Genomic DNA, 25,362 nt, shown 5'->3' on the forward strand with positions numbered 1-25,362 from the left:
GTCGCCTACCGCAACGCTTGGCGACCGTGCCGATTCGCATTGGTAACTAGGGGAACAATCATGCTTGAATGGCTCCGGTTACTAGCATTCATCTTCGCGCTTGTCGCCTAGGTCTTACTTGACGGCTTCGATCTCGGGGTGCCCTACATCATTCCTTTTCAAGTCACATTGTCTGATGCCGCTGCGCCGCCGGCGAGCCAGACGTTCATGTTCTGGGGCGCAGGGCTTTTCGTGCTGCCGCTCATCGTGCTCTACACGTGTATCGCGTATTCGGTGTTCCGGGGCAAGGTCTCCCAAGACCAGGCCTATCACTGAGCCGCCCCACTCAATTCATTCAAGGACTGACAATGAAAGTCGCGCTCTTCATTCCCTGTTTCATTGACGCGTTCTTTCCTGATGTGGGCATTGCGACACTGCAATTGCTGGAACGCCTCGGCTGCGACGTCGACTATCCACTGGATCAGACGTGCTGCGGGCAGCCGATGGGCAACAGCGGCTGCGAGAAGGAAGCCGTCGCCACCGAAAACCTCTTCGTGCGCAACTTCACCGGCTACGACTACATCGTCGCGCCCAGCGGCAGTTGCGTGCACCACGTGCGTGACCATTTGAGCGCGGCAGACCAGACGCCCGATGCGCTGGCAGTGCGGTCCAACACCTACGAACTGGTGGAGTTCCTGCACGACGTGCTGCAGGTACGAGAGTTCCCGTGGGCCGAATTTCCGCACAAGGTCGGCCTGCACAACAGTTGCGGCACGCTGCGTTCGCTGCGCACCGCGAAGATGTCAGAGATCGATGAGCCGTTTTTCTCGAAGCCATTGACCCTGCTCAGGGGTGTCAGGGGCATCGAGTTCATCCGGCCTGACCGTCCCGACGAGTGCTGCGGGTTCGGCGGCACGTTCTGCGTGTCGGAGGAGCCGGTGTCGGCGCGCATGGGCGCCGACAAGGTCCGCGATCACAAGCGCAATGGCGCCGAGTACATCGTGTCGGCCGATTCGTCGTGCCTCATGCACCAGAAAGGTTGCTCGGACCGTCTCGAGCTGGGCCTGAAGTTCATCCATATCGCGCAGATTCTCAATGGAGCACAAGCATGAAACGTGTTGACCATGTCGGCTCTTCGGAGAAGTTCATCGCTGACGAAAAGCACATCCAGTTCCACGACAAACGCCTGTGGGAGCTGCGCACCGGACGCGACGCAGAGGTGCATGGCATCGCCGAGTGGGAGGAGTTGCGCTCGCTCGCCTCGGGGATCAAGGAGCATACGCTCACGCACCTCGCGGACTATCTGGAGCAGTTCGAGCGTAATGCGACGGCCAACGGCGTGACTGTGCATTGGGCCAAAGATGCCGAAGAGCACAACCGCATCGTCTACGAGATCCTGAGTCAGCGTCACGCGAGGCTGCTTGTCAAGAGCAAGTCGATGCTGACCGAAGAGTGCGAGATGCGCCCGTACCTTGAGGAGCGCGGCATCACCGTCGTGGAAACGGATCTGGGTGAACAAATCCAGCAGTTCGATGACGAGCTTCCCTCGCATATCGTGGTCCCCGCCGTGCACAAGCTCGCCACGGACGTAGCGAAGATCTTCTCGGAGAAGATTGGCACCAACCCGAACGAGAGCAACATCCCTAAGCTTGCCGAAGCGCAGAGAAAAGCCACGCGTCCGCTTATCCTCAACGCCGACGCGGGCATGACCGGCTGCAACTTCGCGGTTGCGGAAACGGGCGGCATTACCGTCTGTACCAACGAGGGCACCGCGGACCTGAGCGCGAACGTGCCGCCGCTGCATATAGCGTCGATCGGCATCGAGAAGCTGATTCCGAAGCTCGAACATCTCGGCGTCTTTATCCGCATGCTCTCGCGCAACGCCATCGGCTCGCCGATCACCCAGTACACGTCGCACTTTCGCGGTCCACGCAAGGATAGCGAAATGCATTTCGTGCTGGTCGACAACGGCCGTTCAGAACGGCTCGGCATGGACGACTTCTGGTATTCGCTCAAGTGCATCCGCTGCGGAGCGTGCATGAACACATGCCCTGTCTACCGGCGCAGCAGCGGCCTGAGCTATGGCGGTGTCTATTCGGGTCCGATCGGCGCGATCATCAATCCGACTTTCAACCTGAAGAAGTACAGCTCGTTGCCCTTTGCCTCGACGATGAACGGCAGCTGCACGAGCGTGTGCCCCGTCAGGATCAACATACACGAGCAGATCTACAAGTGGCGGCAGATCGTCGCCGAGCAGCACGAGCTTCCGTTCGTCAAGCAGGAGGCCATGAAGGTGGCCGGCCAGGTGCTGTCGCACCCGGCGCTGTACCGGGCGGCCGTCAAGACAGCCGGGACGGCCGTTTCCGTGTTGCCGCGCGCCGTGCTCTACAACCCGCTCAATGCGTGGGGCAGGCACCGTGAGGTGCCTGAAGCGCCCAAAGAAACATTTCGCGATTGGTATCTCAAGAGGAGCAGTAAATGAGCAGCCGCAATATGATTTTGTCCCGTTTGCGCGAGGTCTCACCCGTGCCGCGCCGCTTGCCGGAGGTGCCGATGTTCGATAGCGCATTGCCACCGGAGGTGAAGAGCTTCCGCAAATCGCTCGACCGGCTTGGCGGCGTCTGGTGCCTACTGCCGGAGGACACCAGCCTCGAGCAATTTGTCCGCTCGCGTTTCCGCGATGCCACGGTGTTCTGTTCAGCGACGCCCGAGTTCACGGGCACGCGTGACATCGCGTTGGTTGACGATCCCCGTGCGCTCAATGACGTGGATGTCGGGATCGTGCGCCCGGCGTTTGCTGTCGCCGAGACAGGGTCCATCTGGCTGAGCGAAGCGCAATACAACGTCAATGCACTCGGCTACCTGTCGCAGCATCTGATCGCGTTGCTGGATCCCGCGGATATCGTGGGCAATCTGCATCAGGCGTATCACCGCAAGGAGTTCTTCGAGGCCAACTACGCGGTGCTGATGAGCGGCCCGTCGGCGACCGCGGACATCGAGGGCGTACTGGTTCGCGGTGCGCAGGGTATCCGGTCGCTGACGGTCATACCGGTCGCGAGGCCGGGTACCGCGCGCTAGGGCAGGACACCTCCATGAACGGTTTAGCCGCCAGCCGCGACGCGACGATACGGTTCCTGAGCCACGGACGGCATCGCCTGCCCCTGTCCGAGGCCTTCAAGGCCGGCCTCATCTGTGCCGCGCCCGCTGGGGATTGCTCAGACGCGGGCGTAAAAGAACGCAGCGCCGGGGGAGAGGCGCTGCCGTTCCGGGCATGACAGGGCGACGAACCGCAGGCGATTGCGCGTTGCGACCCGTTGCGTTTCAGCTTCCAGCAATACCCTCAGGCGGGCTACTGCGATAGTCCGATCCGCTGCTGCTCCTGGGAGATGAAATCGGCGGCAATGCGGTTGTACGCGGCAGGCCGCACGTCATGGATATCGCCGGACTGAAGCAAGTCACCTACATAGACCTTGCCGTTGTATTCGACGTAGGTCACGCTGTTACCACCCGGCGCGAGATAGCGGTAACGGCCACCATCCGGCTGTACAGAAGCCTCATCGATGCTCCGCGTCAATTTGCAGTGTGCGGTCCACTGCCAGCAGCCTCACTGGATCGGTCTTCTTCCACTGTGATTTCGGCACGAGCACGGACCATTCGGTGTTGGCCGTATTGTGGAAGAACGCCGCCACGCCTACGTAGTTCACTGCGTCGCCGATCGGCTCCGAGATCTTCAATGTCTGCCCCGGTCTCAGCGTCACGTCCCGGCTCCAGAGCGTCGCGGCCTTCAGCGCCTCGTTGCCCGCGAGCAGCTGCGCGTAGGTCGCTGTGACGAAAGGCTTGTCGTCCTTCAACTGGTAGATGCGCAGCACAACCGGAAGCGACGCGCCACGCACATCCTCGTTCAGTGCGCCGCGTGCCGTCACCACGAGGTTCATCTGTTTGACTTTCGTCTCGAACACCGCGCGTGTGACATCCACGGTGCCGTCCTTCACCGACTGCCAGGTCCCGCACCCGCTGACCGCAAGCGCGAAGACCACACCGGTCACGCATCGTCTGATCCGGGTTTTCATCAGAAAGGCGCTCCTTCGAAATCGGTGCGCGGGTAGACCGTCTCCTGGCCGTCGATGCTCAGTACCAGTTGCATGGAAACATGAAGGCTCGCGTAGCGCCCCAGAAAGTGATTGAGCACTTCGCCGAATAGCGCAGCATCGCCCGGCCCGTCGAACGCGGTCGGATCGAGTTCGACATATGCGCACGCAATACGTTGTACGTATGCCCGCTCCACCTTCTGCTTCTCGGAGAAACGGACCTCCCCGATCGCGTCGATACGACGCGAGACCCCGTCGTCTGGCGTCCAGTCGTAGAGTTCCAGCGTCTCACGCAGCGCCGGTGCGCCCTCCATATGGATCCGGTTCAGTTCGTTCCCGCCACCCGCCGTAAAGTGCCCCAATACGCGCCAGTCGTAGCCCGGGTAATAGCGCGGCGGATAGAGCGGCATGGACGGTGCCGTGAGGTTGCGCACCGATGCAATCCCGGTGAAGTCCGATACGGTTTCAGTGATCGTCGCCTCGGCCAGCGCCATGCGCGGGAGACGCCCGTTATTGGCGAGCGCGCGTACCGTCAGGTAGCGGTCCGGATCGGGACGGTCCTCGTCGTTCTCTGCGTGCCGGTACGTTCCGGCCCATAGCTGCCCCGCCAGCGTGACCCAGAGTTCCCGCCCAAGCGGACCGAAACGCGTCGACGTATGGAAGTAGCGCTCAGGCTTTTCGTGACGCAACGCCCAGCCACGATGCCGGAAACTCGTAAACGCCCGGTAGTCGTGCCGTGCGCTGTCCTCCGGGTCGGCGGCGATCACTGCGAGTACATCGTACGGCTCGACATGAGAGGCGATGCCAGGCTGTACGCGGATGCAGTGCTCCCTGTCGTGCCAGCCGACAGGTTCCAACGGCAACGCATCGACCTCAAACAGGTTGATGACAGGCGTGCAGAACAGGCGGAAATTCTCGCGGCTGACGGGATAGTCGCCAGCCATCCGGGCATCGAGTTCAATCTCGAAGGTCATCTGCGCTTCACCCGCCGGCAGCGCCGCAGCATCGAACCCGCACAGGTCGACGAAGTGGAACTTTTGCGGGAACACAAAATACTCCAGCATCGTCTGCTCGCGGTCCAGTTGCCCGTCGCGCTTCGCGTCGGTGACTGGCCATAGCCGCGTCGACGGGCCGAAGCCTGCCGCCTCGAAATGCACCCCGTCCAGCGGCTGCAAGGCGCCGTCCCGTACGGACGGCAGACGCAGCCCGATTGACGCGACCTGCCGCGTCAGCGCCGCGTATAGCGTAGCCGCAGCGGGCCGGTCGCCATGCAGGTACAGGCGGATACGCGACAGGTCCATGCGCTCGCGCTGCTCCCCGAGCCAGAGACCAAACGTCAGGCGGATCACCGTACGCCCGTCGGCATGTACGGCGACGACGGCATCCTCTACCGAGAGCGGTAACAGCTCGACGGGCTGCGTCGTCCGGTACACGCACTGAACCTTATCGGGACCGACGGGCGTTGAGCGTACGACGGCTCCGGCGGGGATCGGCACCGCAGTTGCGCCCGTTCGGTTCAGCGGCGTGCATTCGATGATCGACAGCGACGGAATAGCGCGCGCCGCGTGCTCATAGAGGTTATCGAGCAGCGCGTCGGTCACCTCGGGCATCCCGTCGTCGAGCTTCATGCGTAGCCGCGCCGAGAGAAATGCAAAGGCTTCGTTCACCGCGCGCACAGCCCCCTCAGGTTCGCCGTAGAGCATCCCCATGCGACGCGCGGCGTCAGGCTGCGCCTGCGCCAACTCGCGGCCTGCCTCGCGCAGGTAGCGCATCTCTTCGTCGTAGTACCTGAGGAACGGATTCTCGTGCTCAGTCGGGTTTTTCTTCCAGGGTGCGGTCATGGTTGCAATTCCGGTGGCAGGGGAGGAAGCATCGGTGCGGCACCAGCCTTGCCGACAACAAAAATCCTTTCGGGCATCTGGAAGCCGCGCAGCTTCAGCAGTTCGAGCGGACCGGCTCCGACCTGGGTGCGCAGCACGTAGCGCAACGCCTCGCCATTTGCGTCGTTCCACGTGAGCTGGAAGCGGGTACTGTCGAGCTGCTTCACATCGGCTTTCGCGAGCAGGCGCAGGAATGCCCAGTCGCCCGTCGAATCGAACGCCTGCCTCAGGCCCGCGTTGAGTGTCTGCCACGTCAGACCCGCATGCCCGTTCAGCCCGTCGCCGGGCCAGGCCAGCGGCGTCCAGCTTTCCTGCTGGTTAAAGTAGACGATCTGCTTGCCGTCGACCGACAGTTCCGAGCGCGTCACGTCCCGCGTCGGCAAGGCCATCATCTCGAAGCGCTCGTTGGCATCGCCCTTTATGTAGAGTTGCGCGCCGACCGTCGAGAGCTGGCGCAGGCCTGCAAGGAACCTCGGATCGAACTGGAGTGCCTGTGGTGCCAGTTCGTTCGGTGTCCAGTGATCGCCTTCGAGCTTCAGCACGCCCGCGAGTTGCGTCGAGATGAAACGGGCGACCAGGCCAGTGTCGGGACGCACGAAGCGCCCGAGTTCGGCGAAAGACGCATCAGCCTGTGTGTCGAAAAACGGATAGCGTCCGCTCATCGTCGCGTTGAATGGTGCGGCCACGCTCGCGCGCCACGCCTCGTTCAGGCTGGCCGCCGCCGGTTGCAGGATCGTCTGCCACGCGGCTTCGAGCAGCTGCGCGAACACCGCATTGCCAAAGCCTGCCCATGCGGAGCCGAGACTTGCGGCTGTCAGCGCCGCATCGTCACGCGCCTGAGACAGCTCCGAGAGCTTGCCCTGGAAGACCGCCTGCGCGAGCGAGCGCGCCATCGCCTGTGTGTCGGGACTGCCTGCGATCTGCTGCAGCTTCAGTCGCATCGTGGTGACCGCCGTCAGATAGCGCGACAGGCTGACGCCGCTGAGCGCAACATTCGCCGACGCGCCCGCCTTGCTGTTTGCGCCGTTCGTCGCCGCAACACCGGTCTCACCCATCAGCGCGAGCAGCGCACCGAATGATTTGTCCAGCGGACTGACGGTCGGTGTCTGTGCGTCGTCGTTGCCGATCAGGCTTTGTGCCTTGCGGACCAGCGTATCGGTCAGCGCCTGCGAGGGTCGTCCCGCCTGCGCCTGATACTGCACCGACTTCATCAGCGCGATCAGCGGCGAGGTCTGCGCATCGGCGAGACGGGTGAGCTGGTCGATCGCACCGTTCAGGTTCTTCGCTGGCTGCCACTGGAGACTGTTGAGCATGGTCTGCCAGGCGGCGGTGTACTCCGCGAAGTAGCGCGCTGTCAGTCGCTGCTTCAGTTCTTCGGCCGCCCGCTTCTCGTCGATGGCGGCGCTGGTGCGGATCGCACCCTGTGCGAGGGTGTTACCGATGGTCTGCGATGGCTGCGCGCCGGTCAGCACCCAATCGCCGCTCACGCGTCGCTCGCGCGCCGCCTTGTCGATCGCGTCCGCAATCATGCCGTCCCATGCGGCCCGCGTGTAGATGCCTGGCACCGTCTGGGACGTATTGAAAAGCCCCTGCGCGTCCGCACCGTTGAGCAACGTCTGGAGTGATGCGTCCGCGTACTTGCCTTTGACCTCGTCGAGGATGCTCTGGTACACCGTGTCGTCGGCCGATGCGAGACCCATCTGAGTCACCAGCATGTTGCGGGTCGTGCTCACGAGGCTCGCGTCGGGTGTGATGCGCCATTCGGGGTGGGCCTTCAGGTGGTCGGCGTAAAACGCGGCGAGTCGGCGGCCCGTGTCGTCGCGCTCGCCCTCGGGCATGTCCACCGGGCGTCGCCACAACGCGACAAGCGAGCGGCGCAGAAATGCGGCGTCGGCGCGGGCAGGGTCTCCAAGCATCAGGTACGTTTTGAGCGCGTTGTAGGTGCTGCCGCGCGCCTCCTGTGACTGCAGCGCGTCGGCCCGCGCTTCGCCCGCAGCCTTCAGCAGGTCGGTGATGGTTTGCACGACCGGCGCCTGCAGATTGCGGGTCGTGGCGATACGGTATGGCGGCCACATCGCAGCGAGAAGGGCGTCGTTCGAAGAAACGCCCGCGCGCAGGTACCAGGGCGCGCCATGTTCCCGACGGTACGCAAGCTTTTCCATCAGCTGCTGGAGCGCGAGCTGGGCTCGCCAGGCCTCGGCGGTTTGCGGTTTTGCATCGACAGCGGCCTGCGCTGTCTGACTGGCCTCACGCATCAACTGCCGGTTGCCGATGAAGGACACCGTCATCCATACGCACCACAGGATCGCCGCAGCCGTGACGAGCGTGGCGAGCGCGTTGGGCCAGTAGAAGCCGACGCGCCGGCCCCGGTAGTTGGGCGCCCCCGCCGCGATCTCGCGCCATACCGGCAGCAACGCGGCGGGCTGTGCGCGCATGACGGTTATTGCTGGTGGCATGTCGACAGGCTCGCCGGGCGTCCCATCGCCGTTGGCTACCGGCACCGGTACGACGGTCGGCCCCGGAAAAACCGGCGCGAACATGACGCCCGCAAGCGGCGCGCGCAGCCAGTTCGATGCAGCCAGTCGCCGAAGGCCATCGACGATGCGCTCGCAATGGTCGCCGACGTACTGCGAGATCTCCATCAGCCAGGTCATCCGGAGGTTGTTGCGGGTGCAAAGGTGTACGCCCGCGTCCGCAGACCTCTGCTCGACCTCGTTCAGCAGTTCCGGCGCAAGGGCGGCGGCCTCCTGCGCCTGCCTGCGCCACTCGTTCGGCATGAAGGTGCCGACGGCATCGAAGCGCTCCGACGGGCTACCGTGCGCCTCGACCGGATGCAGGAACGTAACGGGCGCGGCCCAGCCAAGCGCAGTGGCGATGCCCGAAAGTGCACGGGGCAGTTCGGTATCCGTATCGTCCGCGCGTGCGACATGAACGACGCCATCAACCGGGTAGCGGCGGCGCAGTTGCCGGATCTGTGCGAGCCACTTCGCCGCCTCGATCCCGTCCGGCGACACATGCACGAGGATGGTTTCGTCCACGTGCATGACGCCCGCCTGCTTGAGACCGGGCACCACCTGATCGATGCGTTCGTCCGGGCCGTTCACCAGCAGCCAGCGCAGGCGGCGTTGCCAGCGCCAGCCGTGCGAGATGCGTAGCTCCTCATACACGCGCTGCAGCCGCACATCGCGCTTGAGCGGTTTTGCTGCCTTTGCGTGATCGCCGGTTTCAGAGCGGAACAGTCTGGCGGCCCCGCCGTATGCGCCTGTCGATACCGCGAACAGATGGGCGATCACGATGATGACCAGCACGATCGGGATGCCAATCAATAGCCGCGTGCGAGGCGCGCCATCCGCGATGCCAAGGCGGTCACTCCCGAACCAGACCAGCAGGAGTGCGGCGATGGCGAGGACGAGCGCTGCGAGGGGCATGCCCCAGATCGCCGCACGGCTCGGCGCCGGTTTGCTGGCGGCGGCTTCAGGCTCCGTGTACTGCAGGTTATTTTTGTGAGTCGTCATGCGTGGAAGCGTTGGTTTGTTCTGCGGGTATGACGTGGAGGATGGCCGACTGCAGACCGTCGACAACCAGTTGCGGGCCGTCTGCTGCGCCAGCCTCGATGGCCGCAGCAATCGCCAGCAGGCCGTTGGCTGCGCCGGCGTCGCCAACAATACGATCCAGGCGGCACTGCGCGGCATCCTTCGAAGCGGCCTGAAAACCGGCAGCAGCCAGAGCCCGGTCGCAGTGCTCAACCGGGCGCGTAATCCACGCGCGCGTCACTGCTGCTGCCCTGGCCTTGCCCCATATGGCGGCATTCGCGAAGCCGTATTCAACCTCACCGTCGATCCCCTGGACGGGCCGGTGCAGCGCCGCTTTCGGGCTGACCTCCGGGGGGAGCCTGAAGTAGCCGGGGCCGAAGAGCACTGCAGCGCATCCTTCGGCACAGCCTTCGTCGATGGCATCGTCGTACCACGCTGCCGCGACGGCGAGAAGCGGACGGCACTCGCGCGCATCGAGCCAGGCATCGGCCACCAGCAGCCCGTCAGATGCCGGGACAATCTGTACCTCAAGCGGCGGCAGCGCCGCCAGCCGCAACGCGTCGCGGACCTGAGCCACGCGCAGGCCCGCAATCTTCGGCCCGGCCAGCACGCGCACCTGCGGCCAGTACGCCTTTTCGTATCGGGTTAGTGCCTGGATACTTCCGGCCAGCGGCTCAAGCACAGCACGGATCATCTGGACAGCGGGAGCGGTCTTCGTCAGTACGCCTGCGCCGCCCTCGCTTTCCTCTTCACCCGCTATGGGCAGCCCGGCCAGCAGCGGATCATGATCCTCGAAGCGGTTGCACAAGACCTTGCCCGATCCATGGCGGGCGCTCTGCATCTTCAGGAGCGATTGCTTGCCAGCGAGAACTTCGGCCAGGGATTTGCGCGCGAGCGGCAGGCAGTAGCCTGCCTCGAGTACGTGCAGCGGGCGCTGCGCGAATCGGATTTTCTCCGCCAGCCAGCGATCACGATGATGGTTGCGCCAGTACGCGCGATACCACAACGCCTCGTAGCCCGCGCGAGCAAACCCGAGCAGGACCAGGAACAACCCGTTCGGCGCCCCCACCACCCAGCTCCAGAACTTGAGGCCGTTTGCAGACTCGCCCTTCGGCCACACAAGCAGCACGATCACGGGGCCGAACACGTTACAGACGAAGCAGGTAACCGCCCATGGCCAGAAGCGCATCCTTGGCGGATACGCGCTGGAGTGTCCGGCAGGAGAAAGATCGACCGGCATTACGCGATATTGACGTTCTGCAGCGACGAGATCAGGCGGCAACCGCACGCGCAGCGGTAATGATGGAAGGCAACCTCCTTGCCGTCGCGGTCGGGGAACTTCGCGTAGCCTTCGTCGATGACAGTCGGACCGTGCTGCGCGCAGATCGCCTCGTCGCCCTTGCGGGCAAGCGGCCTGCCCATGAAGTTCATCCATGGCGAGCCGCCCGACACTTCCCCGCCGTGTTCGAGTATGTCGCCTTTGCGGATGGGAAATGTCATCGCGTCACCAACACATTCTGTTCCATTTTTCTAGCGCTTTAAGATCAAATAAAAATGCCGCTTGCATTGCGAATGCCGTAATTTTATTAGACAGCATCAGCCACCATTTTTCATGCGAACACTTTGAACAACATCAATCACTCGATTGATAAGTTCGGTGGCTTTTATTTGCGATTCTTCCGTTTTGTCAACCGGAATAGCAATACCGTATTTTCCGCCGGCGAAGACGTATCCGAAGGGGGTGCGTCTTATTACGTCAAAAATTATCAAATCACTTCCCGTTTGATCCGGAAAATGATACGGACGCTTCCATTCGCTGACAACTGTAATTCCATCAGAATTTCGTATGGTTCCATTAATGGTTTCCGACATGGACTTCTCCAACTCGCCTCCAGCATCACCCAAATTATAGACCCTCCTTTTCCAGCGACCTTGATATCCCTCGTAAAATCCGTTGTAATTAAGTACAGCCTTTTCTAAGCATTCGTCATAGTCGGGCTTTCCTTCGCAAAGATAACTCGGAGAAAGATAAGCTCCGCGCACAATCATGATATTCACAAATTCTCCATCCTGATGGGCGTCGGTTGACGACATAGGCATTAACACTTTAGACCTTAGCCCTACTATGCATTGATCGTGTACATCGTGATTCCCATAGGTTTCTGACAAGTTAGAAAAGTGACTCACACTAGAAAAGAGTACCCCATCATTTTTATTGTCAAATACAAATAATCTGCAATCGTTGTATGCCTCATTAATACCAAGATCGGCAAGCATAGGAGAAGCCTCGTCTGCCAGCACATTCGACCATGCTGCCAGAAAAAAGGTCTGAAATACGATTGAAATAAGTGTTTTTGCGATTACCTTGGCCGTCATACATCATCCCGCTATATTATCAATTGTCGACAAATCTTACAGATTTCAAAATATTAACAATTTCGGGCAAGATACTACCCCGCGGGTTTTGTAGGCGCGTAACAGATCGGGAACCGCAAACCGCCGAATGATCGTGGAAAAGGCAATACGAGAAATAACGTTGGCGTGTAGCTTCATCACCATCGTTATCATCCTGCACCATATAAAATCCGCTCGCATTTACCGCCTTCAATGCATAGACTTTAGTCAAACTGTGCAAATTATCGCGATCCTCATCAGACTCGTAATAGACTGACCAACCCTCGTCTGCCGTTTTATCGGGAACTGCGCCAAATCGCATGGAAACTTGATCAACCGTGGAACCATCCAAAATTTGGCACTCAAACGGGACACCAAAATTTTCCATATCAGTTTTGTGTGGTGGAGTGTCTGTCCAATATCCCGCTTTCAGTGGCATCTTGCTTGAGAAATGCCCTTCATAAATATCTTCAATGCCGATATGACACCCGCCCCCCATATCGACATAAACTATTTCTTGACCGGCATGCGCCGAAAATCCCAGCGAGAAATAGATACATATCCCGAAGACAGCCCTCAAAGCAGCACTAGATTTGACCATCAACTTCTCCTCGGCTCGCGCCCTTCTGGAAATCCCAATGTCATTGCACCTTGCGCATCTGGGAAAAACATATCCCCCAAGACGGCTAGCGCTTGAGCGTAGCCTACGCATCTCGCGATATACCCATTGAATGGCCTCTCTGGATGCCCAACTGCCGCCGGGAGATTGACCGCCGCCGATGCATCTCTAAATGAGGCACAATGATAGTAAACTTTGCTAACTGGCGGACTACTCGAATTCTGTTGGTGGTGGACGGGTGGGCGTGTCGCCGCAACCCCTCGCCGTTCGAGGGCAATTTGCTTGTCGGCGTAAACACCCATGCCAGAAAAAATCCAATAGAATCCCGCGCTATCTGATGGCGCGATTACATCTTCATCCGAAGGAGGCATCGAGTTCGCAGAAACTTGCGCTCGCCACGCAATCATTTGCGCCGTTACACCGCTAACGGAATCAGACAGATAATGTGCAGCGTTAGATCGGCTGTTACTCGCGTTACGATAGCTCTCTTTTAGTCTAACTCGCGTCGCATCGGATATTTGGCTCTTTCGCCCCCTAAAGTCCCAATAGTGCATGTAGTTTTCCGGGCCAGTAAGTTGAAGAAAGCCCCGACCATCCCAAGGGTGATACCACTCACCGGCATTATTTTCATAGAGGGAACCAAACCATCCCGTTTCCTCCGCTGAGTTCCCAAAAAAAGTTGACGCTCGGGACGGTGTGCTCAAATTATATTTTCTTAATGCATAGTTAAGCGGTATAAGGCTGTTCTCTGCAAAATACCTCCGGCTCTGCGTATGGCTCACTGTCTCATAGTAAACAGCGTGATGTGTCCTCTCCCGAAGTACTTCTTTTGGAAGGAGTTGTCTAAACTCGTCTGCCGAGAGCCACCCACACTTCCTGAAATGCCGGATAAGCGCCAACGGATGAAAAAACCAGAGTTTCTGCCCGACGAGCGGCGTCTTGTCCAGAAACTGGAACTTGCTCAGGAAATCGGTGAACTTGGCGTACCCATCGGGGTTGGTATCCTTCTGCTTGCCAAAGAAGCCGTACGGATCGTTCAGGTCCTTGTAGCGTTCGTCGTTGTTGGACGGATCCCACTCGCTGCGCGCCTTGAACACCATCCCACGGAGCTTTTCATCCACGCCGTCCGTGTTCTGCACGTAGCCGGCAAGCTGAAGGTTGACCTCATTGTTGTTGTTTGGGTCGGCTTCGAGCGGTTGCGCCGACGGCAGTGAATCCTGAATGCCGGTCAGCCCGCAAAGCGTGGCGTAATCACATCGCCCCGCATCGTTGAACGGCGTGTTGTCGCCATCGACCTTTTGCCACCCCGTAAAGAACGGGAAATCCGCGTCAGACAACTTCTTGATCGCGTCCGGCGCGATGTTGACATAGCCCAGCGTGCCGTTCCCGTCGAACGGCACTGCGATCCAGGTGGCACAAGCCGTCCCCGTCAGCGTCGGATGGTCCGAGAGAATGCGTCCAAACCGAAGCATTTCGTAGCCATCGCTCGGGCACGTCGGATAGAGCGCCATTGCACGCTCATACAGATCATATTCATAGCGCTTTGGATTGTGGTGGCTGTCGGTGCCGCTGTCATAGGGGTCTGCGACCGGGTCCGGCGTGAGCAGCGTCACGTTGCCACTATCGCCGTTATCGATCCACGCCCGCGTAAAGCGCTGCCCCTTGTTGAACCACGCCTCGACATAGAGCGTGTCGCCTGCGCCAAGCGAGCCGCCCTGCACCTTGGGAAACCACTTCTCATCCATGCCCGCCGGCTGGGGATAGAACTCCTGCGGGCCGGAAATGATGAAATAGCTGTGCCCCCAATAGTCGCCCGTGGTCGGCTGGGTTGGCTTTTTCACGCCGATCTGTACCTTGTCGAACCAGGTCGTGAAATCGCCGTCCGCCATGAAGACTTCGAAGTGCAGATGTGCCACGCCCTGATGCTGGCCGACATAGCCAAGCATGTCCTTGCGATACACCTTCTTCGTGCCGCCCGCCTGGACCACCCCATCCTTGCCCCCTGCCGTATCGAGTAGCCATCGGGGCAGCGCATTCGCCGAGCCGGTCTCTGGCGGATCGTTAGGCTGGGGGACGATGTGCTCCTGGTTGATCATGTCCAGCAGGTGCATGTAGAGCGAGTAATACGTGATCGTGCGTCCGTCGCCCGTGTCGGTCTTGTGCCGGAGCAGGACGAAACCGGCATTCGAATTCAGCTCCGGTTGCCCGGTCGTCGAATTGGTGGTGCCGTCCGAAATGCCGTTCTTGCAGACCCGGTACGCGACCACTTCCCCATCGGCGATCGCGCGGACAGGTTCCGTCTGCTCACCCGGGTTCAGATGGATGCCGCAATGAGAACGCCGGTCGAAGGTGACCGGCCAGACCCCGTGATGGCCGATCTCGAACGGGTCGACGAGGTCCATCATGGGGTCCGGTTTCGACGCGTCGCTGGCCGTCGGGCCCGACGCGGGAAGGAAGGGAGGGCTGATGATCATGGCTTCAGTGGGATGACGAATACGGGTCGGAAATCTTCAGGCTGCTTTTCGGCAGGGACGGTAACTGGGTCGGCACGTTGTCGGGGCCGACGAAGGTGAACGAGCCGGCCTTGATGGTGTATGCGCCGGGGCAGTGGAACGTGATGTTGCCGCCCTCCATGACAACCGAGGCCCCGCCGCAGTTGAGCGTGATCTTCGACTTCGCCGACACCTGCACATCCGCACTTTCGCTGGCGACGCGCAACTGCTTCTGCGCGAACAGGTCCATCCCGTCGGTAAGCGCCGAGGCCGTGAACTTGCCCTTTGCTGCAGTCAGGTTGATGCCGAGCCTGTGCGCGCACAGCGAGATCATGCCGCCCACCGCCATGCGCAGGCGCTGGACGACGCTCACGTCCATGTCCTGCCCCGCCGTCACGATCGCGTTCTGCCCCGCCGAGTGCTGCATCGATTTGGGCGTCACGAACGCCATGCCACCGGGGGCGCTGGCGAGCAGCCCCGCGTCGCGCAACTGGTTCAGCCCGTCGAGCAGCGCCGCCTGCGTGGCCCGGTCGGCAGGGTCGGCCCCAGCCTGCGCCGTCGCCGTCGCAAGGTCCGTCACGCGCTGCAATGCCGCCTTGAGCTGCGCGACGGCGGTGGGCATGTCGAGGTGCGGCGTATCGGCTGCGGCCGCCGCATCCGCCGAGAGAAACAGTCCCTTCGCCGCACGCATCGTGCCCCAGCCCTGGGTCGTCACTTCGGACCCTTCACCCCGCAGGAGCTTCTTGCTGTTGAGCAGATAGCCCTGATTGAACGCCGTCTGGCTGTAGACCGTCGCTATGCGGGCGCTTTCCTTTCCTTGCAGATCGTTGAACACCACCTCCGCACCGAGCAGCGGGGAACGCCAGATGGCATAGCTAAACAGCGACTGGTCTCCACGCACCACGTCCGGGTGGGCGTAGTCGTGCATGGCCCCCGCTATGTAGATGCGGTCCACGTCGCGATTTTCGGCGTCGAGCAGGACCTCGGTCCCCGGCAGCAGGGGCGAGTGGAAGCCGCCCTGGTAGGACGATGACGGACGCAGCAGGCGCAGCTTCAGCAGCTTGTTGTCGGTGTTGCCCGAGCCCTGCAGGAACTTCGGCAGAACGGCGTAACGCCCGTGGTCGTCCATGTCGCCGTATGGCGCGGAGTCCGATGTTGTGACCACGCCCACAGCGGGACCAGGCAGAAAACGCCAGTCCCGCTCAAAGTCAAACCTCGGCCGGTAGGTCAGGTTCGCCGGCATCGCCTTGAAGCGCGTATAGGCCGGCTGGGTGCGGCTGCCCTTCATCTTGAACGAAGTGATCACGAAGCCGTATTCGGCGCTCGGCATCTTCGCATTGGTGAGCTTCATTACCACGCCCGCCGCGATGCCCTTGGCGTCGGTCCTGCCCGCCAGCGTCGCCTGACGCGCGATCTGCTCATCGCGCCGCGTCTGCGCGAATGCTTCGCCCTGCGCTGGCGTCAGATGGCCTTCGACGCTGCGACTGATCTGCCCGAACGACGAGCGGTCATCCGTCTCGCTGGAGACATTCGCCGTGGCGCGAAGGGGATCGTCCGGCGTGCAGTAGTTGCGCTCCCACAGTTCGATGGTGGCCGGCACCAGCGCGCGCTGCTCATGCACGGCCTGGGCCGCTTCGTGCCAGCTCGCGTGCAGGCCCGAGGCATCCAGCAGCGGCACGTCGACCGAGCGGATATAGGCGCGCGGATTGTTGGCGAACACGATGGTGTCGAGCTTGCCATCCTTGCCGCGTCCCTGCTTGTAGAACCAGAATACGCCGAGGCGACGGCAATGGCGGGCGATGAAATTCCAGAGCGACTCCTCCAGCATCACCACCTGCTCCATCTTCTCCTGCAGCCCTTCGATCTGGAATTCGACATCGAAGGCATCGAAATTCTTGCGGTCGACCAGCGCCTGGGTGATCAGCTCCTGCAAAGTCACATCTTTAAATGTGTCGCTTTTGATGATGCGTTTGCAGAGGGCCACAAAGCGCGGCTCGATGAGCAGCCGGTACGCGGACTCGTCGCGGCTCGTGCGGATGCGCTTCCAGCTCGTCACCACGCCGTTGAAGGTGGCGGCGTCGTGACTGACGGGCTGCACGTAGCTCACCGAGGGCACCGCCGCCTGCTCGTCGATCTGCAGGCCCGCGCGACGGCCCACATACTGCTTTCCGTCGATCTCCAGCCGTGGCGACGTAACCGTGACGTCGACGCGGTAGTCCTTGCAGAAGCCGCCGCTGGCCTTGAAATCGAGCACGTCGAGGTCATGGGGCTGGGAGCCGATCCAGATCCTGAGGTGCTGGGTCAGGCGCGCGCTCGGGTGGCTGAGCGCGGCGGTAAAATTCTTCGTGACAGCATTCATCCACACATCCCTGTATGGTTAAAGAAACGAGGCACAACTGTTGCATCAGCAACCTTCAACCGAAAAAATCTAGGGCGGTACTCGCTGCCCGTCAATCACTCCACTCACCCTGTGCGAAATTGCCAACGATTTTGTGAATGATCGTTAAATCGGAATCCTTTGCTTTTTCGAGATGGAAATGCGTGATAAACGGGTGCAGCAACACCTAATGGCGAACGACGCATGCGAGTCGATCGCGCGCGGGAAACGGTCAGCCCTGCTGCTCGTGATAGCGCAGTGTGGTAGAGAGAAGCGTGGCGTCGCCGCGAGCGCGCGCCTCCAGAAGATCGGCGATGCGCTCAATCATGGCCAGCATCTCCTCGCGCGTTTCGTTCGGGTCGGGTCGGGTCGGGAGGCACATGATTTATCTGATGGACGCGCGTGACAACATATGCAGACACAATATGCAAAACGAATAAACGTCTGCTTCTCGCCGTGCAATTGAAAAAGGCGGCATCAAGCCGCCTTCATTGGATTGCGGTCCGGAATACCCTTGGCGTCGAGCGCCAGAACCGTGAACAGTTCATGATCGCAATTGTTCATGCGCCTGTAGTCCTCGCCGATATGGATCATGACCTCAAGCAGATTCCGCTGGTCGTGTCTTTCCTCAGGCGTTACAGAAGGATTCCTGAACAATGAAGTCGCAAGCGTAATCAGGTGTTGAAGTTGCTGTCCCTGCCTTTCACAAAGATGGAAGGCAGCCAGCGCGAGACGTTCATACTGAAGCGCATCTATGGGGGGCGGGAAGAAGGCTGTTGCCTGGTAGCTTTGGTCATACGCGGTCCGGGTTATGGGCGTGTTGGATCGAACGACACGTTTGGGTTCGCGTCGGCTTATGGGTTCAATAGCCACGGCGGCACTGCGACGGCATTCGGAAACAGTTATTCGATTGGCGACAAGTTCGTCAAGGCGCTGCTCTCGTCCAGCGACGGTCACGGGCTGCGATGCGACCTTCGCGGCCAGGGAGCCAGTGGTGGCGGCATATGCGTAGACGACGGCGGCAAACTGTACGACGTCATCCTCGTGCGGAGATAGGCACCAACTTACCATTCGCGCGGCATGGCGTCCTTGCTGAACGCGATTGACGCCAGCGAGCAAGATGTCGTTGCTACTCAATCGTGTCAAGTTGGATATTGAGATTCAATATCTCAGCATCGAGATCGACAGGGTGTTCGAGACGGCGACACAAACCGAGATTTGGGCCACTGTACGGGCCGTACAGTACGGACACCGTTAGGCCAGGAGTGGACGCCCGTATGCAGTGCTACAAAGCTGCCGTTCGAGCTTTCTCGGGTGACTGTTTGCGGGTGAGTCCTGGCACTTTTGCATAATCTCATCTGGCGCGGCTTTCCGGGGAATCGTGCGTAAGCTCAGAGCCCATTGCTCGATCCTCCATTACTGAAATTTTACGCACACTCAGTAACCGATACGGTTTTCAGTTTCCAGCTGAGCGCCAGGATCTAACGGATGTGCACCAAAGGCTGCCGCAACCCGTCTTTGACTCGCGCCGCCATATTTTAGTCAAAATCCCTCAACTGTTTTTTTAGTCATTGGATTCGCTCTCCCTTGCAACACGGGCCTGAGAGGGGATAGAAAAGTCCGTAACTTTAGGAATTTGAAGGAAGTCTGCTACGCTGCGCGCTTCACCACCCTCGCATTGAAACAATGGAAAGCCCTTTCAACGATCGCGGCGTGTCGGTCACGCGCAACGCCCTCTCATCCGCAGGTCAGGTCTTCCCGCTGCGCGATATCGTCGACGTGCGGGTCGTGACCGTGCAGAAGAACAAGGTCGTGCCGCTCGTGATCTCGGTGGCCGGGCTGATCGGCGCAATCGTCGGGGGCGTGCTGCACTCGGCGTCGGGACTCGTATGCGGGGTGATGCTGATCGTGGTCGGTTGGCTTACCTGGGTGACCCAGGACATCACGCATCGGCTGATGGTCAAGACGGCCGACGGCGAGCGCGAAGCGCTGATGAGTACGGATCGCGAGTTCGTCGAACGCGTCGGCGAGGCAGTGCATCGGGCGAAGGCCGCGGCTGCCGCGCCGAAGGCTTGACGCGGGGCGACGATCGAACATGACGAAGCCGTGCGCGACGGATCAGCACCAGCCTCGCACGGCTTTCGATCTGCTTGCCCGCAAGCAACGACTACGTTGCCGTCATCTCGCGCTCAGTCGAGACTGAGCGGACTCACGCGCCAGATATTGCGCGCATACTCGCCGATCGTTCGATCCGACGAGAACTGCCCCATCCCCGCGACGTTCTCGATCGCGCTTTCGGCCCACGCGTGCTTGTCGACGAAACGCGCATCCACTTCGTTCTGCGCCTTCGCGAACGCGTCGAAATCGGCGAGCACCATATAGTGATCGCCCCAGTCGACCAGCGTGTGAAAGATATCCGAGAAGCGCAGCGGATCGTCCGGCGAAAAGAAGCCCGTGCGAATCTGATCGAGCGCGGTGCGCAGTGCTTCGTTTTCCTCGTAAATCCGCCGCGGCCGATAGCCGCTTGCGCGCAGGTCGTCCACCTCGTCGGCGGAGTGACCGAAGATGAAGATGTTCTCGCGCCCCACCGCGTCGCAGATCTCGATGTTCGCGCCGTCCATCGTGCCGATCGTCAATGCGCCATTGAGCGCGAGCTTCATGTTGCCGGTGCCCGACGCCTCGGTGCCGGCCATCGAGATCTGCTCCGACAGATCGGCCGCCGGAATGATCAGCTCGGCCACGCTGACGCCGTAGTTCGGCACGAACACGACCTTCAGCCTGTCGCCGATCAGCGGATCATGATTGACCTTCTCGCTGACGTCGCCGATCAGCTTGATGATCGTCTTGGCCATCCGGTACGCGGACGCGGCTTTGCCCGCGAACAGCACGACGCGCGGCACCCAGTCGCGCTCCGGATTCGCGCGAATCTCGTTGTAGCGTACGATCACGTGCAGCAAGTTCAGCAACTGGCGCTTGTATTCGTGAATGCGCTTGACCTGCAGATCGAACAGCGCGTCCGGATCGAAGTGCAGCTTCGTGTGATGCGCGAGCCGGTGCACGAGCCGCAGCTTGCTCTGTCGTTTGGCCTCGCGGAACGCTTCGACGAACTCGTCGTCCTTGCGCAGATTACGCAGCTGCTCGAGCTCGAACAGATTGCTGCGCCAGTGTGTGCCGATGCGCGCGTCGATCAGCGACGACAGCGACGGACTCGCCTGCGCGAGCCAGCGGCGCGGCGTGATGCCGTTGGTCACGTTGGTGAAGCGGTCCGGATAGATGCGCGCGAAGTCGGCGAAGATGTCGCGCGTCATCAGCTGCGAATGCAGCTTCGACACGCCGTTCACCTTGTGACTCGCGACGATCGCCAGATACGCCATGCGCACGCGCCGCTGCCCATATTCATCGACGAGCGAAATGCGGCGGATCATCTCGGCGTCGTGGCCCGAGTGCTCGCTGACGTGCTTCAGAAACTGTGCGTTGATTTCGAAGATGATCTCGAGATGCCGCGGCAGCAGGCGTGACAACATTTCGACATCCCATGTTTCGAGCGCCTCGGGCATCAGCGTGTGATTCGTGTACGAGAAGATCTGCGTCAAGTGTTTCCACGCCTTGTCCCACGGCACATGATGCTCGTCGACGAGCAGGCGCATCAGCTCGGGAATCGCGAGCACCGGGTGCGTGTCGTTCAGATGCACCGCGACCTTCTCCGAGAAGCGTCCGAACGTGCTGTGCGTGCGCTGATAGCGGCGGATCAGATCCTGCATCGTCGCCGACACGAAGAAGTACTCCTGGCGCAGCCGCAACTCGCGGCCGGCCGGCGTCGAATCGTCCGGATAGAGCAGCCGCGACACGTTCTCCGACATGTTCTTGGTGTCGACCGCGTTGCGGTAGTCGCCACGATTGAATGCGCCGAGGTCGAGTTCCTCGGTCGCGCGCGCGGACCATAGGCGCAGCGTGTTGGTTGCGTCGGTCGCGTAGCCGGGGATCACGGTGTCGTAGGCGGTCGCGTTCACATGCTCGGTGTCGATCCATTCGGTCTTGTCGCCGCGCTGCACGGTGCGGCCGCCGAAGTGCACCATGTACTTGATTTCGGGTCGCGGAAATTCCCATGGGTTGCCGGCGCGCAGCCAATAGTCGGGCGCCTCGACCTGCTCGCCGTTGACGATTTCCTGACGGAACATGCCGTACTGGTAACGGATGCCGTAGCCGAAGCCCGGAATGCCGAGCGTCGCCATCGAGTCGAGAAAGCACGCCGCGAGCCGGCCGAGGCCGCCGTTGCCGAGCGCTGCGTCGGGTTCGAGATCGATCAGCGCGTCCATGTCGACGCCGAGGCTCGCGAGCGCCTCCTTCATCTGATCGTGAATGCCGAGCGCGAGTAGCGCGTTGGTAAAGGTCCTGCCGATCAGAAACTCCATCGACAGGTAGTAGACCCGCTTCACGTCCTGCTCGTATTGCAGGCGCGTGGTCTTCATCCAGCGCGCGACGAGCCTGTCGCGCACGGCCAGCGCGGCCGCGTGCAGCCAGTCGTGCGGGTGAGCGGTAACGGCGTCCTTGCCGACGCCGTACATCATGCGATTCGAAATTGAGCGCCGTAGCGCGTCGACGGTACTGTTGAGCTGGTCGAATTCCAGATCGACGGCTGTCATCGAAGCCTCCGGGAAGGTCGACATCGCAAACGCGAACCGCACGGGAGACGGACGGGAGGCGCGTGCCTGTCGGAGCGGTTTAAAAAAATAGAGTAGGACATTTTAGGGATCGCGCACACTGGCACGCGAGCGGACGGTAATGCATACGGCGTGCCCAGCGAGCGCGCCCGCTGCCGCGCGACCGAGCCGCGGCGGGCGCCCGGACGCGGTGCAAAGCTGCGTGGCAGCGGCACTCTGGGTGGGCATCGGCGCGCGTGAGTCGGGTGACGAAAGCGGGTTGGGGAAGGCAAACGCCCGAAGCATCTGCGAGCCGCACATCGATTATTTTTCCGATGCGTGACGAGCGGATGAAGCCCCGAATAGCCTGATTTTGTGATCGAATCGGGCGGCCCGTTCTGCCGGGCGGTTCTGTCGTGTGTGTGTTGGATTTGACGGGGGGCGCGCGCCGATTTGGAGATGGCGGGCGGGATTGACGGTTAGTTGCGTTTCATTGAGATCGATCAAAGCGCCTCATCTTCTAGCCGCCTCCCGGTTCCTGCCCGCCTCCCTGCACGATCGTGCCGTCTCTGCAACAATCGCGACGTTGCGCCGCACAAGCCGCCACGCCGATCCTCCGTGGACCGACAGCGCGCGCCTGACCCACGACGAAACCGCCGCCCGAGCGCGTCGCCTCTCCGGAAGCGACCGACACCGGCATGCCCACCCCCACGAGCCACGCCTTGTCCGATAAGCTCAGCCCCGCCGTCGGCGTCCCCACGCCGACTCTCCCCGCCGACGGCCCGATGTCGGCCGCCAACCGCCGCGCGATGGCCGCGATCATGCTCGCCGTCGCGCTCGCCACGCTCGATACCGCGATCGCCAACACCGCGCTGCCCGCGATCGCCGGCGACCTGCACGCGGCGCCGGCCGCCTCGGTCTGGATCATCAACGCATATCAGCTCGCGATGGTCGCGACGCTGCTGCCGCTCGCCGCGCTCGGCGATATCGTCGGACATCGGCGCATCTATATCGGCGGCATCGCGCTGTTCACGCTGAGCTCGCTCGGCTGCGCGATGGCGCCGACGCTGCCGCTGCTCGCCGCCGCGCGCATCGTGCAGGGCTTGGGCGCCAGCGCGATCATGAGCGTCAACACCGCGCTGATCCGCTATCTGTACCCGCCGCATCGGCTCGGTCGCGGGCTTGGCACCAATGCGCTGATCGTCGGCGTGTCGTTCGCGGTCGGGCCGACGGTGGCGTCGTTGATTCTGTCGGTCGCGACCTGGCCCTGGCTGTTCGCGGTCAACGTGCCGCTCGGTGTACTCGCGCTGAGCTTCGCGATGCCGGCGCTGCCGCATACCGCGCAGAGCCGGCACCCGCTCGATCCGGTGGCGGCGCTGCTCAACGTGGTCACGTTCGCGGCGCTGATCTTCGCGCTCGGCGAGGCGGCGCAACGCGCGTCGCTGCAGATCGTGCTCAGCGCCGCGGCGCTCGCCGGCGTGTTCGGGCTGCTGCTGATCCGCCGCGAGGCCGGCCACCCCGCGCCCATGCTGCCTGTCGATCTGTTCAAGCGGCCGGTGTTCGCGCTGTCGGCGGTGACGGCCGTGTGCTCGTTCGCCGCGCAGGGCCTAGCGTTCGTGTCGCTGCCGTTCTATTTCGAGGACGTGCTGCTGCGCAGCCAGGTCGAAACCGGCTTCCTGATGACGCCGTGGCCCGTCGTGGTCGCGCTCGCCGCGCCGCTCGCGGGCGGCCTGTCGGACCGCTACCCGCCGGGGCTGCTCGGCGCGATCGGGCTAGCGGTGCTGTCGGCGGGGATGGCCTCGCTGGCGATGCTGCCCGCCCATCCGCACGTGCTCGACATCGGCATCCGTATGGCGATCTGCGGCGCGGGTTTCGGCTTTTTCCAGTCGCCGAACCTGAAGGCGCTGATGGCGAGCGCGCCGCCGGAGCGTAGCGGCGGCGCGAGCGGCATCGTGGCGACCGCGCGGCTGCTCGGACAGGCGACCGGCGCGGCGCTGGTCGCGCTGTGCTTCGGCATTGCCGGCCGCCAGCATGGGCCGACGCTCGCGCTCGGCCTCGGCGCGTTCTTCGCCGGCGCGGCGAGCCTGGCGAGCGGCTTGCGGCTGCTCGCGCCGTCGCATCGCGCGGGCGTGCAGGCGAAGGCGGCGGTCAAGTGAGATATGCGCCGGACGGCGCGTGAGGCGGGGATGAAGCCTGAATGAAGCGCGCCTCGAACGAGCGCGCACGAGTTGAAGCCAGTGCGGGAAGACGAGGCGGCAACCACGCGAGCCGCCTCGCTTACGACCCATGCGGCGCGATCAACGTGCCGCGAAATACCCCTTCACCGCGGCAATGAACGTGTCGATATCGTCGCGCGACACATCCATGTGCGTGACGAAGCGCGACGCATACAGCATCTGCGTAAGGATGCCGCGCTCCTTGAGCCACGCCTCGAGCGGCGCGCAATGCTGCTGCGGAAACTGCGCGAACACCATGTTCGTCGCGACCGACTGCACCTTCACCTGCTCGATCGTCTCCAGCCCCGCCGCCAGATGCGCGGCGTTTGCGTGGTCGTCGGCGAGCCGCTCGACGTTGTGATCGAGCGCGTACAGGCACGCCGCCGCGAGCACGCCAGCCTGGCGCATGCCGCCGCCGAGCACCTTGCGCCAGCGATGCGCGACGTCGATCAGCGCGCGGCTGCCGACCAGCACCGAGCCGACCGGCGCGCCCAGTCCCTTCGAAAAGCAGATCGACACCGAATCGAACGGCTCGGCCAGCGCCGCGACCGGCTTGCCCGCCGCGACCGCCGCGTTGAACACGCGCGCGCCGTCGAGGTGGGTCGCGAGGCCGCGCTCGCGCGCGAGCCGCGTCGCATCGGCGACGTACTGCGCCGGCAGCACCTTGCCGCCGATCGTGTTTTCCAACGCGAGCAACCGCGTGCGCGCGAAGTGATCGTCGATCGGCTTGATTGCGGCGGCGATCTTGTCGAGCGGGATCGAGCCGTCGGCGGCGTTTTCGAGCGGTTGGGGCTGGATGCTGCCGAGCACGGCCGCGCCGCCGCCCTCGTATTTGTAGGTGTGCGCGAGCTGGCCGACGATGTATTCGTCGCCGCGCGCGCAGTGCGCCATCAACGCGGCGAGGTTGCTTTGTGTGCCGCTCGGGAAGAACAGCCCCGCTTCCTTGCCGGTGCGCTCGGCCAGCGTGGCCTGCAGACGCAGGACGGTGGGGTCGTCGCCCCAGACGTCGTCGCCGACTTCGGCCACCGACATCGCCGCGAGCATCGGCGGAGTCGGACGGGTAACGGTATCGCTGCGCAAATCGATCATTGTGTGTCCCTGTGCGTCCATGAATGACAGCCTACGGCAACCGGCCGCCCGTGCA

The 25,362-nt window shown here is 62.1% G+C and carries 20 protein-coding genes; 7 read left to right on the forward strand and 13 right to left on the reverse strand.

Translation table 11 applies throughout. The features are described from left to right. Window positions 1-138: 138 nt before the first annotated feature. The 5 genes from OKW27_RS17410 to OKW27_RS17430 are packed head-to-tail and all read left to right on the forward strand — an operon-like array spanning window position 139 to window position 3,254. On the forward strand, window positions 139-315 hold the full coding sequence (locus OKW27_RS17410; protein WP_429334218.1) for a hypothetical protein: 177 nt from the start codon (window positions 139-141) through the stop codon (window positions 313-315). 32 nt (window positions 316-347) lie between these two features. Continuing rightward, window positions 348-1,091: a (Fe-S)-binding protein gene (locus OKW27_RS17415; RefSeq protein ID WP_429334219.1), complete on the forward strand. Its 744-nt coding sequence runs from the start codon at window positions 348-350 to the stop codon at window positions 1,089-1,091. Beyond that, the gene (locus OKW27_RS17420; protein WP_429334220.1) at window positions 1,088-2,461 is read left to right on the forward strand and encodes a lactate utilization protein B; all 1,374 of its coding nucleotides are present in this window, start codon (window positions 1,088-1,090) and stop codon (window positions 2,459-2,461) included. Before OKW27_RS17415 ends, OKW27_RS17420 begins: the two co-directional genes overlap by 4 nt. After that, a complete protein-coding gene (locus OKW27_RS17425; protein ID WP_184037102.1) occupies window positions 2,458-3,057 on the forward strand; it encodes a LutC/YkgG family protein in 600 nt (199 codons plus the stop codon). Before OKW27_RS17420 ends, OKW27_RS17425 begins: the two co-directional genes overlap by 4 nt. A 14-nt stretch (window positions 3,058-3,071) precedes the next feature. Further along, window positions 3,072-3,254, forward strand: a complete 183-nt coding sequence (locus OKW27_RS17430; protein ID WP_429334221.1) for a hypothetical protein — start codon at window positions 3,072-3,074, stop codon at window positions 3,252-3,254. A 74-nt stretch (window positions 3,255-3,328) separates the two neighbouring features. Here the strand turns inward: OKW27_RS17430 and OKW27_RS17435 are convergent, their stop codons facing one another. The 11 genes from OKW27_RS17435 to OKW27_RS17485 all read right to left on the reverse strand — a co-directional run bounded on the left by OKW27_RS17435 (window position 3,329) and on the right by OKW27_RS17485 (window position 18,481). Further along, the gene (locus OKW27_RS17435; protein WP_184072472.1) at window positions 3,329-3,475 is read right to left on the reverse strand and encodes a hypothetical protein; all 147 of its coding nucleotides are present in this window, start codon (window positions 3,473-3,475) and stop codon (window positions 3,329-3,331) included. Window positions 3,476-3,533: 58 nt separating this feature from the next. Then, a complete protein-coding gene (gene tssJ, locus OKW27_RS17440; RefSeq protein WP_429334222.1) occupies window positions 3,534-4,049 on the reverse strand; it encodes a type VI secretion system lipoprotein TssJ in 516 nt (171 codons plus the stop codon). Further along, entirely contained in the window at window positions 4,049-5,908 is a 1,860-nt protein-coding gene (gene tssF, locus OKW27_RS17445) for a type VI secretion system baseplate subunit TssF (RefSeq protein ID WP_429334223.1), read from the reverse strand. Before tssF ends, tssJ begins: the two co-directional genes overlap by 1 nt. Continuing rightward, window positions 5,905-9,462, reverse strand: coding sequence for an ImcF-related family protein (locus tag OKW27_RS17450; protein ID WP_429334224.1), 3,558 nt, complete (start codon window positions 9,460-9,462; stop codon window positions 5,905-5,907). The genes tssF and OKW27_RS17450 overlap by 4 nt, the downstream gene beginning before the upstream one ends. After that, the gene (locus tag OKW27_RS17455; RefSeq protein ID WP_429334225.1) at window positions 9,443-10,615 is read right to left on the reverse strand and encodes a hypothetical protein; all 1,173 of its coding nucleotides are present in this window, start codon (window positions 10,613-10,615) and stop codon (window positions 9,443-9,445) included. The genes OKW27_RS17450 and OKW27_RS17455 overlap by 20 nt, the downstream gene beginning before the upstream one ends. A 104-nt stretch (window positions 10,616-10,719) precedes the next feature. Then, on the reverse strand, window positions 10,720-10,980 hold the full coding sequence (locus OKW27_RS17460) for a PAAR domain-containing protein (protein WP_429334226.1): 261 nt from the start codon (window positions 10,978-10,980) through the stop codon (window positions 10,720-10,722). A gap of 96 nt (window positions 10,981-11,076) precedes the next feature. Next, window positions 11,077-11,856, reverse strand: coding sequence for a hypothetical protein (locus OKW27_RS17465; protein WP_429334227.1), 780 nt, complete (start codon window positions 11,854-11,856; stop codon window positions 11,077-11,079). Window positions 11,857-11,875: 19 nt separating this feature from the next. Beyond that, on the reverse strand, window positions 11,876-12,475 hold the full coding sequence (locus tag OKW27_RS17470) for a hypothetical protein (RefSeq protein ID WP_184060555.1): 600 nt from the start codon (window positions 12,473-12,475) through the stop codon (window positions 11,876-11,878). Continuing rightward, on the reverse strand, window positions 12,475-14,967 hold the full coding sequence (locus tag OKW27_RS17475; protein ID WP_429334228.1) for a M23 family metallopeptidase: 2,493 nt from the start codon (window positions 14,965-14,967) through the stop codon (window positions 12,475-12,477). The genes OKW27_RS17470 and OKW27_RS17475 overlap by 1 nt, the downstream gene beginning before the upstream one ends. Window positions 14,968-14,971: 4 nt before the next feature. Beyond that, the gene (locus OKW27_RS17480) at window positions 14,972-17,344 is read right to left on the reverse strand and encodes a DUF2345 domain-containing protein (RefSeq protein WP_429334229.1); all 2,373 of its coding nucleotides are present in this window, start codon (window positions 17,342-17,344) and stop codon (window positions 14,972-14,974) included. 495 nt (window positions 17,345-17,839) lie between these two features. Beyond that, entirely contained in the window at window positions 17,840-18,481 is a 642-nt protein-coding gene (locus tag OKW27_RS17485; RefSeq protein WP_429334230.1) for a hypothetical protein, read from the reverse strand. A gap of 567 nt (window positions 18,482-19,048) precedes the next feature. Here OKW27_RS17485 and OKW27_RS17490 point away from each other — a divergent pair. Next, on the forward strand, window positions 19,049-19,438 hold the full coding sequence (locus tag OKW27_RS17490; protein ID WP_090809387.1) for a DUF6232 family protein: 390 nt from the start codon (window positions 19,049-19,051) through the stop codon (window positions 19,436-19,438). 113 nt (window positions 19,439-19,551) lie between these two features. Here OKW27_RS17490 and OKW27_RS17495 read toward each other — a convergent pair whose 3' ends face one another. Next, window positions 19,552-22,005, reverse strand: a complete 2,454-nt coding sequence (locus OKW27_RS17495; protein WP_187613623.1) for a glycogen/starch/alpha-glucan phosphorylase — start codon at window positions 22,003-22,005, stop codon at window positions 19,552-19,554. Window positions 22,006-22,787: 782 nt separating this feature from the next. Here OKW27_RS17495 and OKW27_RS17500 point away from each other — a divergent pair. Beyond that, window positions 22,788-24,158, forward strand: coding sequence for an MFS transporter (locus OKW27_RS17500; RefSeq protein WP_184072591.1), 1,371 nt, complete (start codon window positions 22,788-22,790; stop codon window positions 24,156-24,158). Between the two features lie 141 nt (window positions 24,159-24,299). Here the strand turns inward: OKW27_RS17500 and ltaE are convergent, their stop codons facing one another. Then, window positions 24,300-25,307 carry a low-specificity L-threonine aldolase gene (ltaE, locus tag OKW27_RS17505; protein WP_429334231.1) on the reverse strand — a complete coding sequence of 336 codons (1,008 nt, stop codon included), beginning with the start codon at window positions 25,305-25,307 and terminating at the stop codon, window positions 24,300-24,302. Between the last annotated feature and the right edge of the window lie 55 nt (window positions 25,308-25,362).

It is taken from the genome of Paraburkholderia sp. 35.1, from assembly GCF_050436525.1.
GTDB classification, from domain to species: Bacteria; Pseudomonadota; Gammaproteobacteria; order Burkholderiales; family Burkholderiaceae; genus Paraburkholderia; species Paraburkholderia tuberum.

What these genes read in the sequence shown, in the direction of transcription:
- OKW27_RS17415 (WP_429334219.1), top strand. Translation starts at nt 348, where the DNA reads ATGAAAGTCGCGCTCTTCATTCCCTGTTTCATTGACGCGTTCTTTCCT.
- OKW27_RS17480 (WP_429334229.1), bottom strand. Translation starts at nt 17,344, where the DNA reads ATGAATGCTGTCACGAAGAATTTTACCGCCGCGCTCAGCCACCCGAGC.
- OKW27_RS17500 (WP_184072591.1), top strand. Translation starts at nt 22,788, where the DNA reads ATGTCGGCCGCCAACCGCCGCGCGATGGCCGCGATCATGCTCGCCGTC.
- tssJ (WP_429334222.1), bottom strand. Translation starts at nt 4,049, where the DNA reads ATGAAAACCCGGATCAGACGATGCGTGACCGGTGTGGTCTTCGCGCTT.
- OKW27_RS17420 (WP_429334220.1), top strand. Translation starts at nt 1,088, where the DNA reads ATGAAACGTGTTGACCATGTCGGCTCTTCGGAGAAGTTCATCGCTGAC.
- OKW27_RS17495 (WP_187613623.1), bottom strand. Translation starts at nt 22,005, where the DNA reads ATGACAGCCGTCGATCTGGAATTCGACCAGCTCAACAGTACCGTCGAC.
- OKW27_RS17470 (WP_184060555.1), bottom strand. Translation starts at nt 12,475, where the DNA reads ATGGTCAAATCTAGTGCTGCTTTGAGGGCTGTCTTCGGGATATGTATC.
- OKW27_RS17475 (WP_429334228.1), bottom strand. Translation starts at nt 14,967, where the DNA reads ATGATCATCAGCCCTCCCTTCCTTCCCGCGTCGGGCCCGACGGCCAGC.
- tssF (WP_429334223.1), bottom strand. Translation starts at nt 5,908, where the DNA reads ATGACCGCACCCTGGAAGAAAAACCCGACTGAGCACGAGAATCCGTTC.
- ltaE (WP_429334231.1), bottom strand. Translation starts at nt 25,307, where the DNA reads ATGATCGATTTGCGCAGCGATACCGTTACCCGTCCGACTCCGCCGATG.
- OKW27_RS17460 (WP_429334226.1), bottom strand. Translation starts at nt 10,980, where the DNA reads ATGACATTTCCCATCCGCAAAGGCGACATACTCGAACACGGCGGGGAA.
- OKW27_RS17490 (WP_090809387.1), top strand. Translation starts at nt 19,049, where the DNA reads ATGGAAAGCCCTTTCAACGATCGCGGCGTGTCGGTCACGCGCAACGCC.
- OKW27_RS17450 (WP_429334224.1), bottom strand. Translation starts at nt 9,462, where the DNA reads ATGACGACTCACAAAAATAACCTGCAGTACACGGAGCCTGAAGCCGCC.
- OKW27_RS17430 (WP_429334221.1), top strand. Translation starts at nt 3,072, where the DNA reads ATGAACGGTTTAGCCGCCAGCCGCGACGCGACGATACGGTTCCTGAGC.
- OKW27_RS17465 (WP_429334227.1), bottom strand. Translation starts at nt 11,856, where the DNA reads ATGACGGCCAAGGTAATCGCAAAAACACTTATTTCAATCGTATTTCAG.
- OKW27_RS17425 (WP_184037102.1), top strand. Translation starts at nt 2,458, where the DNA reads ATGAGCAGCCGCAATATGATTTTGTCCCGTTTGCGCGAGGTCTCACCC.